This window comes from Salinifilum aidingensis (genome assembly GCF_054782015.1).
On sequence record NZ_BAAGTH010000016.1, the window covers coordinates 77,855 to 95,388 of the forward strand.

Here is a 17,534-nt window from a genome sequence, read left to right on the forward strand (position 1 = left end):
GGCGAGAGCACCGGCACTGCCGCGGAATCCACGGGGGAACGCGATGGCGTCAGCTGGGCGGCGTCAGCGACGGAACTCCCAGCGAGTTCCCAGCAGCCCCCCAGAGTGCATGAAGCCGACAAAGCCGGGGTTGGTAACGTACTTCGCGTGTCCGAGCAGACCACTCTGAACACCCGCACGTCCTCGGGCAAGAGCACACGAAAGATCAGCTGGGACGTGGTGCGCACCGCGTGCGTGACGCTGGTGATGCTCTACCACGGCACCCACCTGAGCGTTCAGCTGCACCCCGAACTGGCGCCCCGCACCTTCGAGTTCCCGTTCCAGGTGGGGGCCAGCATGCTGCTGGTGATCTCCGCCTACTTCGCGTGCGTGACGATCGGCCGCGGAGCGGTCTCCCGGTACTGGTGGAACCGGGTGGCGCGGCTGTTCCCGCCGTTCGTCGGCGCGGTGCTCGTCATCTACTTCGTCATGCGCCTGGTGCCGATCGAGGGGTGGTTCTTCCCCGGACCGCAGCACCTCGTCGAGAACCTGCTCATGCTGTGGCACTGGGACGACGACGTGTTCTTCCTCGACGGCTCGCACTGGACCGTTCCGCTGCAGCTCATGGGCTTCACCGCGGCGGCGGTGCTGTACCGGGCGCGCCTCGGGCACGGACGTGCCGTCGTCGGGCTGCTGTGGGTTCTGGTCTTCCTCCCGATCGCGCAGTGGCCGCTGCGCGTGTCCGGTCCGCCGGAGGTGTACCGGGTGCTCGTCGACGGCCTCGGCGCGCACCGCTGGCACCTGTTCGTCGCCGGCATCGCGATCTGGCTGTGGTCGCAGCGGCGCATCGGGAACCGGCACTTCACCGCGCTGCTGGCCTCGTGCATGTTCGCCCAGGCCCTGCACAACCACGCGGTGATGCCGGACGGTTCGCTCGAAGCCGACTGGGGCTCGACGATCGCGGTGTGCATCGGGCTGGTCGTGATCGCGGCGACCGCCAACGGCCCGGACTGGAACCGGTTCGTCCCCGACTGGCTGGGGCGCCGGTTCACCTGGTTCGCCGGCATCTCCTACGGCGTGTTCCTCATGCACCAGACCCTCGGCTACGTCGTCTCCCGCAAGCTCCAGGACGCCGGGTTCGGGCCGACGACGCAGACGCTGGCGATGCTGATCACCGGCGTGCTGCTCGGGTGGGCGCTGACGCACGTCGTCGAGCGGCCGATCCACCGCACGCTCATGCGCGGCTACGACCGGTGGGCCCAGCGCCGCGGGCGGGCACCGGTCCTCCCCTGAGCGCGCGCTGCCCCTGACCGCCCGCTGCGCGGTGCCGGCTCGCGGGCCGGCACCGCGCAGCGGGCGGCGTGCGGCACCCCGCCGGGCCGTGCTCAGCCGGGCGAGCGGGCGGGAGCTTCGGCCTCCGCCGCGGGGTCCCCGGCAGCCTCCTCCTGCTCGGCGTCGGCCTCCGGGGAGGTCTCGACGTGCCGGCCGGACTCGGCACCTGATCCCGGTTCCAGCGACGGCTCGGCCTCGCGCTGCCGCGGCACGCGCACCCGCTCGGAGGGCACCTTCCGGCCCGCGGCGACGTGCTGCACGTAGTTGTCGGCCTGCTCGCACTCGGCTCCGCTCTCCGTCGCGGCGAGGAACGGTTCCGCGCTGTCGAGCACGGCCTGGGCCGCGCGGACCTGCTCGCCGAGGTCGCGGCGCAACCGCAGCATCGTGTCCGCGTACTCGTCGGCGCGGCGGATGCGGCGCTGCGCCTCGTCCGTGGCCTCGCGCACCAGGCGCTCCGCCTCGGCACGGCTGGTGCGTTCCCGCTCGTCCAGCGCGCGCATCTCCTCGTCGCGGCGGGCGGCCATGGAGACCTCGAAGTCGTGCTCGACCTGACTGCGCCGCTGTTCGGCCTCGGCGTCGAGCCGGCGCCGGTGCTGCTCGGCCTCGTCGGCCATGCGCTGCACTTCCTCGCGGGTCCGCTGCAGCATCTCGGTGCGCTGCTGCTCCGACTGCCGCCGCCACTCGTCGGCCTCGGTGACGAGCTGCTCGTAGCGGTTGCGTAATTCCGCGGCGGACTGCTCCGAGCGGGCCCACTCGTGCTCGGCCGCGGCGCGGGCGGAGGCGGTGATCTCCTCGGCCTCGTCCTTGGCCAGTCGGACCATCCGGCGCAGCCGGTCGGACAGGGCGGTCTCGTCGACCGGCGTCCGGGCCTGCTCGTCGAGCTGCCGCTGCAGGGAGTCGATGTCGGCACGTGCCTGCTCCAACTGCTGCGACAGGTCGGCGACCTGGCCCAGCGCCGAGTCCCGGTCCTCGGCGAGCATCCGGATCTCGTTCTCGGCTTGCTGGATGTAGAACTTGACCTGGGAACGCCGGTATCCCCACCAGACGGTGTCGAAATCCGCTTGCAGCGGCACGAGTTCGCGATCCTCTTGCTGGCCCACGGTCTCACCTCGCTCGGGACGGGCTGTCATTGCGCTTCGAGCGAAGCCGCACCCGGCGGCACATTCCGTTCTACGCCACGGACCGGCGTGAACGAATCACTCCGGGCGACTGAACCGGATAACACGCGCACCAGCGCCACCCGATCAGTCGAGCCATTGGCGCGGCGGGTCACTCTGTTGATCGATTCTCCGAGCGGGCGTTAGCCGATATCAACAGTCGTGATGCGATGTGCATCAACCTGCAACCCGGGCGCCGGCGCGACGCCACCGCCCGGCCTCCTCCGCACCCGGGCGCCTGCGGCGCCGCAGGGGCCCACCGAGGCAGTGCTCCCCGGACCGCACCTCGGGCGCGGAGTCCCTCAGACCGAACGGACCGCGCCGGCGGAGCCGGCAGGCGCCTCCCCCGCTCCTCCGGGGCGGAGGATCCGCTGGAAGGTCGTGAGGATGTCGGCGCGCTCCGGCAGCGTCTCCCGCACGATACCCTGCAGCAGCAGACCGCAGAACGCGACCGACAGGGCGCGGCCCGTGGTCGGGTCGGTGTAGCCGGCGAACAGCTCGGCCAGCGTCGAGTCCCACTCCTGGCTCACGTGCCGCAGCGCGGGCCGGTGCAGCGCCGCGATGTAGAGCTCGTGCTCCACGGCGGTACGGGTGCGCTCCGGCCCGAGGTAGTGCAGGACGAGCTCGGTCAGCGCTTCGGCCAGGTCCTGCTGCGGCTGCCGCGTCCGCGCCCACTCGCGCAGCTGCACGACGTCGTCGGCGGCCGCCTGCCGCAGCGCTTCGGCGAGGAGGTCGTCGAGCGTGGAGAAGTAGTAGGTCGTCGACCCCAGGGGCACGTTCGCCTGCGCGGCGACCGCCCGGTGCGTGAGCTTCTCCACGCCCCGCTCGGCCACGACGGCGATCGCGGCGCGCGCGATGCGCTCGCGCCGGTCCGGATCCTTCGCGCGCCGCTTGGCCGCACCGGTGGTCTCGGCGGTTCCCGTGATCGACATCCCGTTCGACACCACCCCTCGTGTCGGCTGCCACAGCCCTTCGCGCCCACCGGCAGCTCGACGCCCGGCGGGTGTTTGATCAGCGTCCGCCCAGCCTGCCACACGCGGCGGGGGCGGCGATGCGATCCAACTCACGAGCACCGCATCTCCGCAGTTCAACGGCGTCATTCTACGCCGCGCGGACGCGCTTCTCGCGATCGTTCGCAAGGTCCCCGAACAGCGTCATGTACATCTGTACACACACGCTGCTAGGCTCAGTCCCGTTCGATTGCAGACGCCGAACTCGACGCGCACGGCAACCGCGGCGCGAACAACGACTACGGGAAATCACGCATGTCGCAAGCGGAAAACACGAACGCCACGCTGTTCATCGACGGCGTGTGGACGAACGCCGCGCAAGGCGGTAGCCGGGAGATCCGGTGCCCCGCCGACGGCGGTCTCGTCACCACCGTGGACGAGGCCGACCGCACCGACGCGGAACGCGCGATCGCCGCCGCGCGACGCGCCTTCGACACCGGCGACTGGCCCCGCACCCCCGCGTGGGAACGCGGTGACCTGCTGCTGAGGGTCAGCGACATCCTGGTGCGCGACACCGAGGAGTTCGCGATCGCCGAGTCGCGCGACACCGGCAAGCGGCTCGAGGAGAGCCGCATCGACATGGCCGACATCGCCGCGTGCTTCCGGTACTACGGCAAGATCGCCGGTACCGAGGCCGGGCGGGTCGTCGACACCGGCTCCGCCGACGCCATCAGCAGGGTGCAGCACGAACCGGTCGGCGTGTGCGGCCTGATCACGCCGTGGAACTACCCGCTGCTGCAGGTCGCGTGGAAGGTCGCCCCCGCGCTGGCCGCGGGCAACACCTTCGTGCTCAAGCCGAGCGAGCTCACCCCGAGCACCGCCGTGCTGCTCGTGCGCGCGCTCACCGAGGCCGGCCTGCCGGCAGGTGTGGGCAACCTCGTGCTGGGCACGGGCGCCGAGGCCGGTTCGGTGCTGTCCGAGCACGCCGACGTGGACCTGGTGTCGTTCACCGGCGGGCTGCACACCGGCCGGAAGATCGCCGCCGCGGCGGCCGGCACGGTGAAGAAGGTCGCGCTCGAACTCGGCGGCAAGAACCCCAACGTCGTCTTCGCCGACGCCGACTTCGACACCGCGGTCGACTACGCCATGCTCGCGATCTTCCTGCACTCCGGGCAGGTGTGCTCGGCCGGTGCCCGGCTGGTCGTGCAGGACGAGCTGCACGACGCGCTCGTCGACGAGATCGTGCGCCGCGCGCAGCGCATCCGCATCGGTGGCCCGTTCGACGAGGACGCCGAGACCGGCCCGCTGATCTCCGCGGAGCAGCTGCGCAAGGTCGAGGACTACGTGTCCAAGTCCCTCGGTGAGGGAGCTGTCCTGCGCACCGGCGGTGCCCGCCCGGAGGGCGAGCGCTACGCCTCCGGTCACTACTACCTGCCCACCGTGCTCGACGAGGTCCAGCAGGGCTCGTACGCGGTGACCGAGGAGTCGTTCGGCCCGGTGCTCACCGTCGAGCGGTTCACCGACGAGGACGATGCGGTCCGCATCGCCAACGACACGCACTACGGCCTCGCCGGCGCGGTGTTCACCTCCGACCCGGCGAAGGCGCAGCGGGTCGCCAACCGGATGCGGCACGGCACCATCTGGATCAACGACTTCCACCCGTACCTGCCGCAGGCGGAATGGGGTGGCATGAAGCAGTCCGGTGTGGGGCGTGAACTCGGCCGCGCCGGACTCGGCGAGTACCAGGAAACCAAGCACGTCTACCAGAACCTGCAGCCGCAGCCGCTGAACTGGCTGTTCACCGGGGAATAGCCCCCTGCAGAGCGCGTCCGCCCGCCGGTGGTCCGGCTCCGGCTGCCAGCAGCCGCGCCGCTGCCGGTGGGCGACCGCGCAGCACATCGCCGGCCGCGCCGGGCGGAGAGCCGCGCACGCGGCAGTACAGCGCCGTGCGCCGCGATTCCCCCGCATTCACGCACGGGGGCGCGTGTGTCCGCCCGGCGGTGGTCCGCGGAAAAACCGGAACGCCGCAACGAAGCGCACGAAACCACCCGGCCCGGGCCCTTTTTGCGAGGCGCGGGCGGGAAAGGAGTTGTCGGGGCATGAGTGCGCCCACGGGCGATACCGAGCTATCCGAGTTCGGATACACCAACAAGTTAAAAAGAACTCTCGGCGGATTCAGCACGTTCGCCGCGGGAATCAGCTACATCTCGGTGCTCACCGGCACCTTCCAACTGTCCTACTTCGGACTGTCCCACGGCGGGCCCGCCTACTGGTGGTCCTGGCCGATGGTCTTCCTCGGGCAGTTGCTCGTGGCGTTGAGTTTCGCCGAGTTGGCCTCCCGCTACCCGATCGCCGGATCCATCTACAACTGGGCCAAGAAACTCGGCGGCCAGCACGTCGGCTGGCTCGCGGGATGGATGATGCTGGTCGCTTCCGTCGTGTCCATCGCGGCGACCGCACTGGCCTACCAGAACACGCTGCCGCAGATCTGGAGCGGTTTCCAGGTCGTCGGCGACGGCTCCACCCCCGCTGAGCACGCCGTCAACGGGATCCTGCTGGCCACGGCGCTCATCGTGTTCACCACGCTGGTCAACGCCTTCGGCGTCAAGCTGATGGCGCGGATCAACAGCATCGGCGTGTTCATCGAGCTGGCCGCCGCGGTGCTGCTGATCGTGGCACTGGCCGCCGTCGCGGTGCACAGTCCCTCCGTGGTGCTGCAGACGAACGACAGCGGTGCGGACAACCCGGCCGGCTACCTCGGCGCGTTCCTCGTGGCCGGCATCGCCTCCTCGTACGTGATGTACGGCTTCGACACGGCCGCCTCGCTCGGTGAGGAGTCGGTGGACCCGCACCGCAACGCCCCGCGGGCGATCCTGCGGGCGTTGCTCGCCTCGTTCCTGCTCGGCGGGCTGATCATCCTGTTCGGCCTCATGGCCGCGCGGGACCTGAGCGCACCGGCGCTGCTCAACGGCGGTCTGCAGTTCGTCCTCAACGACTCGCTCGGCCCGGTCGTCGGCCGGCTGTTCCTGCTGTCGATCTTCGTGGCGATCACGGTGTGCGTGCTCGCGGTGCACACGGCGGCGATCCGCATCGCCTTCGCCATGGCCCGGGACAACGCGCTGCCCGCGGGCTCGAAACTGGCCCGGGTGAGCCCGCGGTTCCAGACCCCGGTCGTGCCCGCCGTCGTCATCGGCGCGCTGGCGTTGGCGCTGCTGCTGGTCAACATCAACCAGCCGCAGATCTTCACCGCGGTCACCAGCCTGGCGATCATCCTGATCTACATCTCCTACCTGCTGGTGACCGTGCCGATGCTCGTGGCACGGCTGCGCGGCACGTGGTCCTCGGCCGAGCAGCGGGGCCGCTTCAGCCTGGGCAGGTTCGGCCTGCCGATCAACATCCTGGCCGTGCTGTGGGGCCTGGCCATGACGACCAACCTGGCCTGGCCGCGCCGGGCGGTGTACAACGCCGACCCGCCGTACCACTGGTACCTGCAGTACAGCTCGCTGCTGTTCATCGGACTCGTGGGCGCGGGCGGATTCGCCTACTACTGGTTCGTGCAGCGCCGCAAGATCGGCGTGCTGAGCGAACACGCCTCCGCCGCCGACACCGCCGAGGCCGGCACCGCCGGGGCCGGGAGCAGTGCCGAGACCGGCAGCAGCTCGGAACCCGCACCGCGGGAACACGCGACGAGCACCCCTGTTTCCTGACCAGAAACGGAGAACACTGCCATGACCGACCAGTTCGACTACGTCGTCGTGGGTGGCGGCAGCGCCGGCGCCGCGGTCGCCGCCCGCCTGTCCGAGGACCCGGACGTGACGGTGTGCCTGCTGGAAGCCGGCCCGTCCGACGTCGGCGACAAGAACGTCCTGGAACTCGACCGCTGGATGGAACTGCTGGAGTCCGGCTACGACTGGGACTACCTCATCGAGCCGCAGGAGAACGGCAACTCGTTCATGCGGCACGCGCGCGCCCGCGTGCTCGGCGGATGCTCCTCGCACAACTCCTGCATCGCGTTCTGGGCCCCGGCCGAGGACCTCGACGAGTGGGAGTCCCTCGGCGCCACCGGCTGGGGCTCCGCGGACATCTTCCCGCTGTACAAGCGGCTGGAGACCAACGACGCGCCGGGTGAGCACCACGGCCGCAGCGGCCCGGTGAACATCCGCACCGTCCAGCCGAACGACCCGTGCGGTTCGGCGCTGCTGGACGCCTGCGAGCAGGCGGGGGTTCCGCGGACCCAGTTCAACTCGGGCACGACCGTCACCAACGGGGCGAACTGGTTCCAGATCAACGCCCGCGAGGACAACACCCGCTCCTCCTCCTCGGTGTCCTACCTGCACCCGATCATGGGCGACCGCCCCAACCTCGAGGTGCGCACCGAGGTGCGGGCCAAGCAGGTCACCTTCGACGGCACGCGCGCCACGGGTGTGCAGTACCTGGACTCCGACCAGCTGCACACGCGCGCCGTGCGGGCCCGGCGGGAGGTCGTGCTGTCCACCGGTGCGATCGACACGCCGAAGCTGCTGATGCTGTCCGGCATCGGCCCGGCCGAGCACCTGCGCGAGGTCGGGGTCGACGTCCTCGTCGACTCCCCCGGCGTGGGCTCCACGCTGCAGGACCACCCGGAGGGCGTCATCAGCTGGGACGCCAAGCAGCCGATGGTCGGCGAGTCGACCCAGTGGTGGGAGATCGGCATCTTCCACACCACGCAGCCGGGGCTGGACCGCCCGGACCTGATGTTCCACTACGGCTCGGTGCCGTTCGACATGCACACCGTGCGGCAGGGCTACCCCACCTCGGAGAACAGCTTCTGCCTGACGCCGAACGTCACGCGCGCCCGCTCCTCGGGCACGGTGCGGCTGCAGAGCCGCGACTTCCGGGACAAGCCGAAGGTCGACCCGCAGTACTTCACCGACCCGCACGACATCCGGGTGATGACCGAGGGCATCAAGCTGGCGCGGCGCATCGTCGAGCAGCCCGCGATGCAGGAGTGGGCCGGCGCCGAGCTCTTCCCCGGGCCGGACGTGCGCACCGACGACGAGATCGCGGACTACCTCAAGCGCACGCACAACACCGTCTACCACCCGGCTGCCTCGGTGCCGATGGGCGCCGAGGAGGACCCGAGCACGCCGCTGGACCCGCGGCTGCGCGTCAAGGGCGTGCAGGGGCTGCGCGTGGCGGACGGTTCGGCGATGCCGTTCCTCGTGGCGGTCAACCCGAACATCACCACGATGGCCATCGGCGAGAAGTGCTCGGACATGCTCGCCGAGGACCACCGCTGACGACGGCGTTCTCCGACAACACAACAACGGCCCCGGCCGCCCCCGGTACCGCTGCTCCCCCGGCGGTACCGGGCGGCACGTCGGTGAACACCGCGTTGGCGCGGCGCGGGTGGAAACGGCGCTCCTCCCCCGGGCGCCGGGCGGAGGTGGTCCCTCCGCCGCTCCCCGACCGCCCGCCGTGCGATGTCGGCCCCCTCCGCACCCCGATGGCGGAGGGGGCCGACGCGTCAGCGCCGGTGCTCCCCCACCGCGGGCCGGAAAGGAATGCGCGTGCGCATCTTTCGCAACACCATGCTGCTCGTGTCCGCGCTGGCGGTCGTGGCGTTCACGACCGCGGTGACGCGCACCGGCGGGCACGCCGCGCCGGGACTGGCGGGATGGCCCGACGACCGGGGCGACCGCGTGGCCCGGGCCGCCGACGCGGCCGAGGAGGGCGACTACGCCGTCTTCGACGCGGACAACACGCTCTGGGAGCACGACCTCGAGGAAGCGCTGCTGCCGTACCTGGAGATGCGCGGGGTGCTCTCGCCGGAGCGACTCGACCCCTCGCTGCGGTTGATCCCCTTCCGGGACGGCGAGAGCCTGTACTCGTACTACCTGCGCCTGTGCGAGATCGACGACAAGGTCTGCTACCCCTGGATCGCCCAGGCGTTCTCCGGGCTGCGGCTCGGCGAGCTCAAGGGCCACGTCGACGACCTGCTCGCGCGGGACGAGCCGGTCCCGGTGACCTACTACGAGGACGGGGAGCTCATCCGCGGCGCAGTGGAGCCGCCGCGGATCTTCCCCGCGCAGCGCGAACTCCTCGACGCGCTGCGCGGCGAGGGCGTGCGGGTGTACGTGGTCAGCGCCGCGGCCGAGGAGCTGGTCCGCATGGTGGCCTCCGACCCGCGTTACGGGCTGGACGTCCCGCCGGAGCGGGTCATCGGTGCCTCCATGCTGCTCGAGGACCCGCAGACGGGGCGATTGGGCACGGCGCGGCAGCGCATCGCCGCGGGCGGACGGGTCGGCGCCGACTACTCCCCGCGCGGGCGCGGGAGGTGGGAGCTCACGCCGCACCTGTGGGCCCCGCAGACGTGGTACGAGGGCAAACCCGCCGCGATCCGCGACTACATCGACCCGCAGCGGCCCCCTGTGCTCGTCGCGGGCGACTCGGAGAGCGACTGGGCCATGCTGTTCCGCGCGGACGTCGCCTCCGGCGGGGTGCGCATCTGGGTCGACCGCGACGCGGAGACCACCGCGGAGCTGCACGGGGAAGCGGCTTCGCGGGCCGCTGCGGGCGACGAGGACGCCGACCGCGGCTGGGTGTCGGTCGCGCCGGAGCAGTTGCGCGGCTGAGCCGCGGGCGTCGTGCCGCCGCAGGTGCTCGGCGGCACGACGCCCCGGCCGGTCAGCCCCCGCCGAACCGGGTTCCGGTCGCGGAGGCCCGGTACAGGTCGCGCAGCAGGAGCACCTCGGCTCCGTGGTGGAACAGCTCGCGGTTGATGTGCAGCACGAGCGCCAGGTAGGAGCGTTCGGCGTAGGGGCCTTCGGCCGCGCCGACGGGGCTCAGCCAGCCGTCCTCGTCGAGCCCGCCGATGCCCTCCCGCCACAGCCGGTGCTGCTCGTCGAGGTAGTCCAGCGCCGCAGCCGCACTGCCCGGGTACGCGTCCGCGTCGATGCGGAATTCGCCACCGCCGAAGTGGCCGCTCACCCGCATGCCGAACAGGTGCGCCGCGATGTGCGACAGACGCCAGGCCAGCGTTGTGAACGGTGGTGGAACCGGCTCGGGGTGCTCGAAGTCCATCCGCCACCCTTCCGGCACGGGCCGGATCGACCAGCAGCCGTCGACGGGTTCCCAGAAGTACTCCGCGTCGGTGAGGCCGTCGAGCCGCGGCCGCCACCGCTGCCAGTAGAAGTCCAGTTGGTCCAGGGCTTCGTCGCGCCACACGCTCATGCCCGGAGAGTACGCGGCACCTCCCACGCGGGAGCGGAGCGCACCGCGAGCCACCTCCGTCGGGGTGCACGTCCCGTGCCGTGCCGGCTGGAAGCGGCGCCCGCGCGCCCTGGTCAACATACCGTCTAGTCGGTACGGTGCCGCGTATGAACGGTGGCGACACGGTGGCCGGCACCACGATCCGCGCGGTCGTGTTCGACTACGGCGGAGTGCTCACGACGCCGGGCCGCTCCGCGATCGCGGAGTGGACCGAGCACGAGCGCATCGACCCCGGTACGTTCTCCACCACGTTGAAAGCCTGGCTGTCCCGCAGCGCTCCCGCCGGTACACCCATCCACCGGCTGGAGACGGGCGAACTCGGCCTGGCGGAGTTCAACCGGGAGCTCGCCGCGCAGCTGCGCACCGTCGACGGCGGTCCGGTCCCACCCGAGGGGCTCATCGAGCGCATGTTCGCGCGCATGCGCCCCGTCCCCGCCATGCACGAGCTGGTCCGCGCCCTCCCGCGCTGCGGCGTCCGCACCGCGCTGCTGTCCAACAGCTGGGGAAACCGCTACCCGGAGGAGCTGCGGGAACTGTTCGAGGTGGCCGTCATCTCCGGCGAGGTCGGCCTGCGCAAGCCCGAGCCGGAGATCTACCACCGCACGCTGGAGCGGTTGGCGCTGCGCCCCGAGCGCACCGTCTTCGTCGACGACGCCGAGCCGAACACCGCAACGGCCCGGCAGCTCGGCATGCACACCATCACTCACGCCGACGCGGACGTCACGCGGCGCGAACTCACCGGGCTCGTGCCGGAGATCGCCGACGCCCCGCCGCCGGTGCCGCGGGAGCACCCACAGGAAACGGAGATCCGATGACCGAGGCGACCTCGCACCGGCTTCCCGGGCTCGACCTGGAGCGGCTGCGCGAGTACCTGGACGAGACGTGTCCCGGCCTCGTGCGGGGTCCGTTGAGCGGGAGCCTCGTCCAGGGTGGCCGGTCCAACCTGACCTACGTCGTCGACGACGGCTCCTGCCGGTACGTCGTCCGGCGCCCGCCGCTGGGCCACGTGCTGGCCACCGCGCACGACATGGGCCGCGAGCACCGCGTGCTCAGCGCGCTGGCCGGCACCGCCGTGCCCGTGCCGCGCACGCACGTGCTGTGCCAGGACGAGGAGGTCCTCGGCGCCCCCTTCTACGTCATGGAGCACGTCGACGGCACCGTCTACCGCTCCGAGGCGGAGACCACGCAGCTGTCCACGCCCCAACGCGCCGACCTCGCCCACCGGCTCGTGGACGTGCTCGCCGAGCTGCACGGCATCGAGCCCGCCTCCGTGGGGCTCGAGGACTTCGGTCGCCCGGAAGGCTTCCTGCAGCGGCAGCTGCGGCGCTGGAACAAGCAGCTCGCCGCCTCCCGCGACCGGGACATCCGCGGCATCGACGAGCTGTCCGGGAAGCTGGCCGACCGCGTGCCGCAGAGCGCGAACGCGGCGATCGTGCACGGCGACTACCGGCTGGACAACGTGCTCGTCGACGACGACCTGCGCATCAACGCCGTGCTGGACTGGGAGATGGCCACGCTCGGCGATCCGCTGACCGACCTCGGCCTGCTCGTCGTGTACTGGGAGGGGTTCAGCGGCCTCGAGGGGGAGCCGATCACCAAGGGCATCGGTCCGGACTACGGGTTCCCCGGCGCGCGCGAGCTGCTCGACCGCTACGCGGAGCGCAGTGCGCTCGACCTGACCGCGTTGGACTGGTACATCGCGTTCGGGTTCTTCAAGATCGCGGTGATCCTGGAAGGCATCCACTACCGCTACACGAACAACCAGACCGTCGGCGAAGGCTTCGAGCACGTCGGGGCCCAGGTCGAACCGCTCGTGGCGCAGGGACTCGCCACACTCGAGGAGGGCTGACATGGACTTCGCGCACGACGAGCGCACCGAGCACGTGCGCTCCGAGCTCACCCGGTTCCTGGACGAGTGCGTCCACCCGGCCGAGCCGGAGTACACCGCGTGGCTCGCCGACAACGACGACCCGTGGGCCCGGCCGCCCGTGCTGGAGGACCTCAAGGCCGAGGCCCGCCGCCGCGGCCTGTGGAACCTGTTCCTGCCGGGCGAGCACGGGGGCGGGTTGACCAACCTGCAGTACGCCCCGCTGGCGGAGCTCATGGGCCGGACCGGCCGGCTCGCCTCGGAGGCGACCAACTGCGCCGCGCCGGACACCGGGAACATGGAAGTGCTCGCCATGTTCGGCTCGCAGCAGCAGCAGCGGCAGTGGCTGACGCCCCTGCTGGAGGGCCGCATCCGCTCCGCGTTCTGCATGACCGAACCGGAGGTGGCCTCTTCGGACGCCACCAACATCGAAACCCGCATCGAGCGCGACGGCGACCACTACGTCATCAACGGCCGCAAGTGGTTCTCCTCCGGTGCGATGAGCCCGCAGTGCGCGGTCCTCGTCGTCATGGGCAAGACCGACCCGGACGCCGAGAGGCACCGGCAGCAGAGCCAGATCCTCGTCCCCTCCGACACCCCCGGCGTCGAGGTCAAGCGCAGCATGCGCATCTTCGGCTACACCGACGGCGACGAGGGCGGCCACGCCGAAGTCGTGTTCAACAACGTGCGCGTGCCCGCCGAGAACATCATCAGCGGGGAGGGCGAAGGATTCGCGATCGCGCAGGCCCGCCTCGGACCGGGCCGGGTGCACCACTGCATGCGCGCGATCGGCATGGCCGAGCGCGCGCTGGAGCTGATGTGCCGGCGCACCGAGGACCGCGTCGCGTTCGGACAGCCGCTGGCCGAGCAGGGCGTCGTCCAGAACTGGATCGCGCAGGCCCGCGTGCGCATCGAGCAGGCGCGCCTGCTCGTGCTCAAGACGGCCTGGCTGATGGACACGGTCGGCAACAAGGGCGCGCACACGGAGATCCAGGCGATCAAGGTGGCCGTGCCGGAGATGGCCACGTGGGTCATCGACCGCGCCATCCAGGCCCACGGCGGTGCGGGCGTCAGCCAGGACACACCGCTGGCCGCGCTGTACGCGCACGCGCGCACGCTGCACATCGTGGACGGACCGGACGAGGTCCACCTGCGTTCCCTCGCGCGGCGCGAGCTGAAGGAGTACCGCACCCGCTGATGCGGGATCACCAAACGTTCCACCAGGTTTCCCCCAGCACGCAACGAGGAAGAGGAGGCAACGGCATGGTCGAGAAGAGGACCGCGGTCGTCACCGGGGCGGCCCGCGGGATCGGAGCGGCGACGGCGCAGCGGCTCGCGGAGGACGGCTTCGACGTCGCCGTCGTGGACGTCGACGCCGACCAGTGCGCCGGCACCGTCGCCGCGATCGAGGAGGCGGGCGGCAAGGGCGTGGCCGTCGGCGCCGACGTCAGCGACTCCGCGCAGGTGGACGCGGCGGTCGAACGCGTGGCGAGCGAGCTCGGACCACCGGTCGTCCTGGTCAACAACGCCGGCGTCCTCCGGGACAACATGCTGTTCAAGATGTCCGAAGAGGACTGGGACACCGTGATGAACGTGCACCTGCGCGGTTCGTTCCTGATGAGTCGCGCGGTGCAGAAGCACATGGTGGACCAGGGGTGGGGCCGGATCGTGAGCCTGTCCAGCACCTCGGCGCTGGGCAACCGCGGCCAGGCGAACTACTCCACCGCCAAGGCGGGACTGCAGGGCCTGACCAAGACCCTGTCGGTCGAGCTCGGCAAGTTCGGCGTCACCGCCAACGCCATCGCCCCCGGGTTCATCGCCACGGACATGACCAAGACCACGGCCGAACGCGTCGGCATGTCCTTCGAGGACTTCCGCGACGCGGCCGTGTCGAGCATCCCGGTCGGCCGGGCCGGCGATCCCGCGGACATCGCCAACGCGGTGTCGTTCTTCGTCGACGAGCGCTCCGGTTTCGTCAACGGCCAGGTCATCTACGTCGCCGGCGGACCGAAGACCTGATCTCGGATTGGACGTGTGCCCATGGACACCGCACGGTTGACCGAACTCGTCACCGAGTTCCTCGCCGAGCACGACCCGGCGGCGGAGGAACCGCGGGAGTTCCTCCGCGCGCGCTTCGACGCGGGGCTGGCAGCGGTGCACCACCCTCCCGGCCTGGGCGGGCTGGACGCGCCGCAGGAGCTGCAGGAGCACGTCGACGCTCTGTTCGCGCAGGCGGGCGCGCCGGACAACGACTCGCGGCTGAACACGATCGGCCTCGGCATGGCAGCCCCGACGGTCCTGCAGTTCGGCGACGAGGAGCAGCGCAGTCGCTACCTCCGTCCGCTGTGGACCGGCGAGGAGATCTGGTGCCAGCTGTTCAGCGAGCCCGGAGCGGGATCGGACCTCGCGGCGGTCGCCACGCGGGCCACCCGCGACGGCGACGACTGGATCGTGGAGGGCCAGAAGGTGTGGACCTCGCTGGCCCACCACGCCCGGTGGGCGCTGCTGCTGGCCCGCACCGACCCGGACCGGCCCAAGCACGGGGGGCTGACCTACTTCATCTGCGACATGACCGCGCCGGAAGTGGACGTGCGCCCGCTGCGCCAGATCACCGGTGAGGCGGAGTTCAACGAGATCTTCCTCAACCGGGTGCGCATCCCCGATGCGCAGCGGATCGGCGAGGTCGGCCAGGGCTGGCAGGTCGCCCTCGGCACGCTGATGAACGAACGCGTCGCGATCGGCGGCAGCAACCACGAGCGCGAGTCCGGCATGATCGGCGCGCTTGCCGGGCTGTGGCGCGCGGATCCGGGCGTGCGCGGTGCGGCGCGGCAGGACCGGCTGCTGCGGTTGTGGGTCGAGGCCGAAGCGGCGCGGCTGACGAGCCAGCGGCTGCGGCAGCAGATCGCGGTCGGCGCACCCGGGCCGGAGGGATCGGCGGCGAAGCTCACCTTCGCGCGGCTGAACCAGGAGATCTCCGGCATGGAGGTGGAGATCCGGGGCGCGGACGGGTTGCACTACGACGACTGGACGTTCCGCCGGCCCGACCGCACCACGTTCACCGACCGTGGCCCCGGTTACCGGTACCTGCGGGCCAAGGGCAATTCCATCGAGGGCGGCACGTCCGAAGTGCTGCGCAACATCATCGCCGAACGCGTCCTCGGACTGCCCGGGGAGCAGCGCGTCGACAAGGACGTGCCGTGGAAGGAGCTGCCGCGATGAGCACTCCCGACCTGCTGTACACCGAGACCGAGGAGGACCTGCGCTCCGCCGTGCGCGGGCTGCTCGAGAAGCGGTGCGACTGGACCGACGTGCTCGCCCGCTGCGAGGGCGAGGAGCCCTACGACCTCGGCCTGTGGCGCACCCTCGCCGGCGAGCTCGGCCTGGCCGGACTGCTCGTCGACGAGGAGCACGGCGGTGCCGGGGCGGGCCCGCGGGAGCTCGGCGTGCTGGCCGAGGAGATCGGCCGGCACGTGGCCCCCGTTCCGTTCCTCGGGTCGGTGCTCACCACGGCACTGCTGCGCGAGTGCACCGGCGACGCACGCGTGCGCGAGCTCCTCGGCGAGATCTCCGCGGGCACGCGGTGCGCCACCCTGGCCGTCGGCATGGCCCGCTCGCCGTACGCGGAGTTCCCGCGGGACGTGACCGCCGAGGGCGGTGAGCTGTCCGGCCTGGTGCAGACCGTGGTGGACGTCGAGGTGGCCGACACCGTGGTCGTGCCGGCGGTCGAGAGCGGACGGCCCGCGCTGTACCTCGTGGACACCGCCGCAGCGGGGGTGGGCCGCGAGGCCGCGACCCCGCTGGACCTGACCAGGAGGTTCGGCACGCTGCGGCTCGACCGCGCTGCGGCCTCCCCGATCGGTTCCGGGGACGATGCGGCGGCGCTGCTGCGGCGCGCTCTGGTCGTGGCGGCGGGCGCCGTGGCCTGCGAACAGGTCGGTCTGGCGCAGCGCTGCCTCGACGCGACCGTGGAGTACGCCCTGACGCGGTACCAGTTCGGCCGCCCCATCGGTTCCTTCCAGGCGGTCAAGCACCGGCTCGCGGACCTGTGGACCACCGTGAGCAACGGGCGGGCCGTGGCGCGCAACGCCGCCGACGGCCTGGCCGGCGGTGCCGAACCGGAGCTGTCCGTGGCGCTGGCGCGGAGCCACTGCTCGGACATGGTCGTGCTCGCCGCGGAGGAGCACCTGCAGCTGCACGGCGGTATCGGCATGACCTGGGAGCACCCCGCGCACCTGTACCTGGGGCGGGCGAAGTCCGGCCAGCTCACGCTCGGTTCGGGCGAGCAGCACCGGGCGCGCATCGGCGCTGCGGTCGACCTCCCACCGCAGTAGCGGTTTCCCGCAGCACCGCACCGAAAAGGAACCGGACACGGGACGTACTGCTCCGCACGACGGGACGGATGTCGAAAGGTGTTTTCATGCGCGTGTTCTCCGACAAGTCCGAGCTCATCGCCGCGGAGGGCGAGGAGCTCGGCCGCAGCGACTGGCTGACGATCAGCCAGGAGCAGGTGAACCAGTTCGCCGATGCGACGCTGGACCACCAGTGGATCCACGTGGACGTGGAACGCGCCGAGCAGGGGCCGTTCGGCGGCCCCGTGGCGCACGGGTACCTGACGTTGAGCCTGCTGCCCAAGCTCAACGCGGAGACCTACAGCGTGCAGGGCGCGCGCATGGGCATCAACTACGGCCTGGAGAAGGTGCGCTTCCCCAGCCCGGTGCTCGTGGGCTCGCGGGTGCGCGCGCGCACGGAACTCACCGGGGTGACCGAGATCAGCGGTGGCCTGCAGCTGGCGATCACCGCGACGATCGAGATCGAGGGCAACGACAAGCCCGCCTGCGTGGCCGAGACCCTCTCCCGCGTGATGTTCTGAGCCGCGCCCGGCCGCCGCGCAGCGCCGTTGCCCGCGCAGCGCCGTTGCCCGCGCTGCGCGGCGGCCGCCGGGACCCGGCGCCGCTCCCGAGGAGCTGCGCCGGGTCCCTCACCCGCCGCGCTGCTTCC

15 protein-coding genes are annotated in these 17,534 nt (G+C 71.4%); 12 read left to right on the forward strand and 3 right to left on the reverse strand.

Annotation, left to right across the window (positions count from 1 at the left end; translation table 11 throughout):
• Positions 1–147 precede the first annotated feature (147 nt).
• Positions 148–1,272, forward strand: a complete 1,125-nt coding sequence (locus tag ACYVJE_RS19675; RefSeq protein ID WP_461145607.1) for an acyltransferase family protein — start codon at positions 148–150, stop codon at positions 1,270–1,272.
• Positions 1,273–1,364: 92 nt separating this feature from the next.
• On the opposite strand, the gene ACYVJE_RS19680 is transcribed toward ACYVJE_RS19675, so the two are convergent.
• Together ACYVJE_RS19680 and ACYVJE_RS19685 are read right to left on the reverse strand one after the other, a co-directional pair.
• On the reverse strand, positions 1,365–2,411 hold the full coding sequence (locus ACYVJE_RS19680) for a cellulose-binding protein (protein ID WP_461145608.1): 1,047 nt from the start codon (positions 2,409–2,411) through the stop codon (positions 1,365–1,367).
• A 359-nt stretch (positions 2,412–2,770) separates the two neighbouring features.
• Entirely contained in the window at positions 2,771–3,400 is a 630-nt protein-coding gene (locus ACYVJE_RS19685) for a TetR/AcrR family transcriptional regulator (protein WP_461145609.1), read from the reverse strand.
• Positions 3,401–3,733: 333 nt separating this feature from the next.
• On the opposite strand from ACYVJE_RS19685, the gene ACYVJE_RS19690 reads away from it, so the two are divergent.
• From ACYVJE_RS19690 to ACYVJE_RS19705, 4 genes are all read left to right on the forward strand, one after another.
• Positions 3,734–5,230: an aldehyde dehydrogenase family protein gene (locus ACYVJE_RS19690; protein WP_459159205.1), complete on the forward strand. Its 1,497-nt coding sequence runs from the start codon at positions 3,734–3,736 to the stop codon at positions 5,228–5,230.
• Positions 5,231–5,517: 287 nt separating this feature from the next.
• Positions 5,518–7,125 (forward strand): APC family permease, encoded by a 1,608-nt coding sequence (locus ACYVJE_RS19695; RefSeq protein WP_461145610.1) that lies wholly within the window; start codon positions 5,518–5,520, stop codon positions 7,123–7,125.
• Positions 7,126–7,146: 21 nt separating this feature from the next.
• Entirely contained in the window at positions 7,147–8,697 is a 1,551-nt protein-coding gene (locus ACYVJE_RS19700; RefSeq protein ID WP_459159203.1) for a GMC family oxidoreductase, read from the forward strand.
• A gap of 270 nt (positions 8,698–8,967) precedes the next feature.
• On the forward strand, positions 8,968–10,032 hold the full coding sequence (locus ACYVJE_RS19705; RefSeq protein ID WP_461145611.1) for an HAD family hydrolase: 1,065 nt from the start codon (positions 8,968–8,970) through the stop codon (positions 10,030–10,032).
• Between the two features lie 52 nt (positions 10,033–10,084).
• Here ACYVJE_RS19705 and ACYVJE_RS19710 read toward each other — a convergent pair whose 3' ends face one another.
• Positions 10,085–10,630: a DinB family protein gene (locus ACYVJE_RS19710; RefSeq protein WP_459159201.1), complete on the reverse strand. Its 546-nt coding sequence runs from the start codon at positions 10,628–10,630 to the stop codon at positions 10,085–10,087.
• Between the two features lie 146 nt (positions 10,631–10,776).
• Here ACYVJE_RS19710 and ACYVJE_RS19715 point away from each other — a divergent pair, with 146 nt between their 5' ends.
• The 7 genes from ACYVJE_RS19715 to ACYVJE_RS19745 all read left to right on the forward strand — a co-directional run bounded on the left by ACYVJE_RS19715 (position 10,777) and on the right by ACYVJE_RS19745 (position 17,406).
• A complete protein-coding gene (locus ACYVJE_RS19715) occupies positions 10,777–11,484 on the forward strand; it encodes an HAD family hydrolase (protein ID WP_461145612.1) in 708 nt (235 codons plus the stop codon).
• Positions 11,481–12,518 carry a phosphotransferase family protein gene (locus ACYVJE_RS19720; protein WP_461145613.1) on the forward strand — a complete coding sequence of 346 codons (1,038 nt, stop codon included), beginning with the start codon at positions 11,481–11,483 and terminating at the stop codon, positions 12,516–12,518. Before ACYVJE_RS19715 ends, ACYVJE_RS19720 begins: the two co-directional genes overlap by 4 nt.
• A gap of 1 nt (position 12,519) precedes the next feature.
• Complete coding sequence (locus ACYVJE_RS19725) at positions 12,520–13,734, forward strand: acyl-CoA dehydrogenase family protein (RefSeq protein WP_459159198.1); 1,215 nt, start codon at positions 12,520–12,522, stop codon at positions 13,732–13,734.
• Between the two features lie 65 nt (positions 13,735–13,799).
• On the forward strand, positions 13,800–14,555 hold the full coding sequence (gene fabG, locus ACYVJE_RS19730) for a 3-oxoacyl-ACP reductase FabG (protein WP_461145614.1): 756 nt from the start codon (positions 13,800–13,802) through the stop codon (positions 14,553–14,555).
• Positions 14,556–14,576: 21 nt separating this feature from the next.
• Positions 14,577–15,755 (forward strand): acyl-CoA dehydrogenase family protein, encoded by a 1,179-nt coding sequence (locus ACYVJE_RS19735; RefSeq protein WP_461145615.1) that lies wholly within the window; start codon positions 14,577–14,579, stop codon positions 15,753–15,755.
• Positions 15,752–16,867: an acyl-CoA dehydrogenase family protein gene (locus ACYVJE_RS19740; RefSeq protein WP_461145616.1), complete on the forward strand. Its 1,116-nt coding sequence runs from the start codon at positions 15,752–15,754 to the stop codon at positions 16,865–16,867. Before ACYVJE_RS19735 ends, ACYVJE_RS19740 begins: the two co-directional genes overlap by 4 nt.
• Before the next feature lie 86 nt (positions 16,868–16,953).
• Positions 16,954–17,406: a MaoC family dehydratase gene (locus tag ACYVJE_RS19745; protein WP_461145617.1), complete on the forward strand. Its 453-nt coding sequence runs from the start codon at positions 16,954–16,956 to the stop codon at positions 17,404–17,406.
• Positions 17,407–17,534 lie beyond the last annotated feature (128 nt).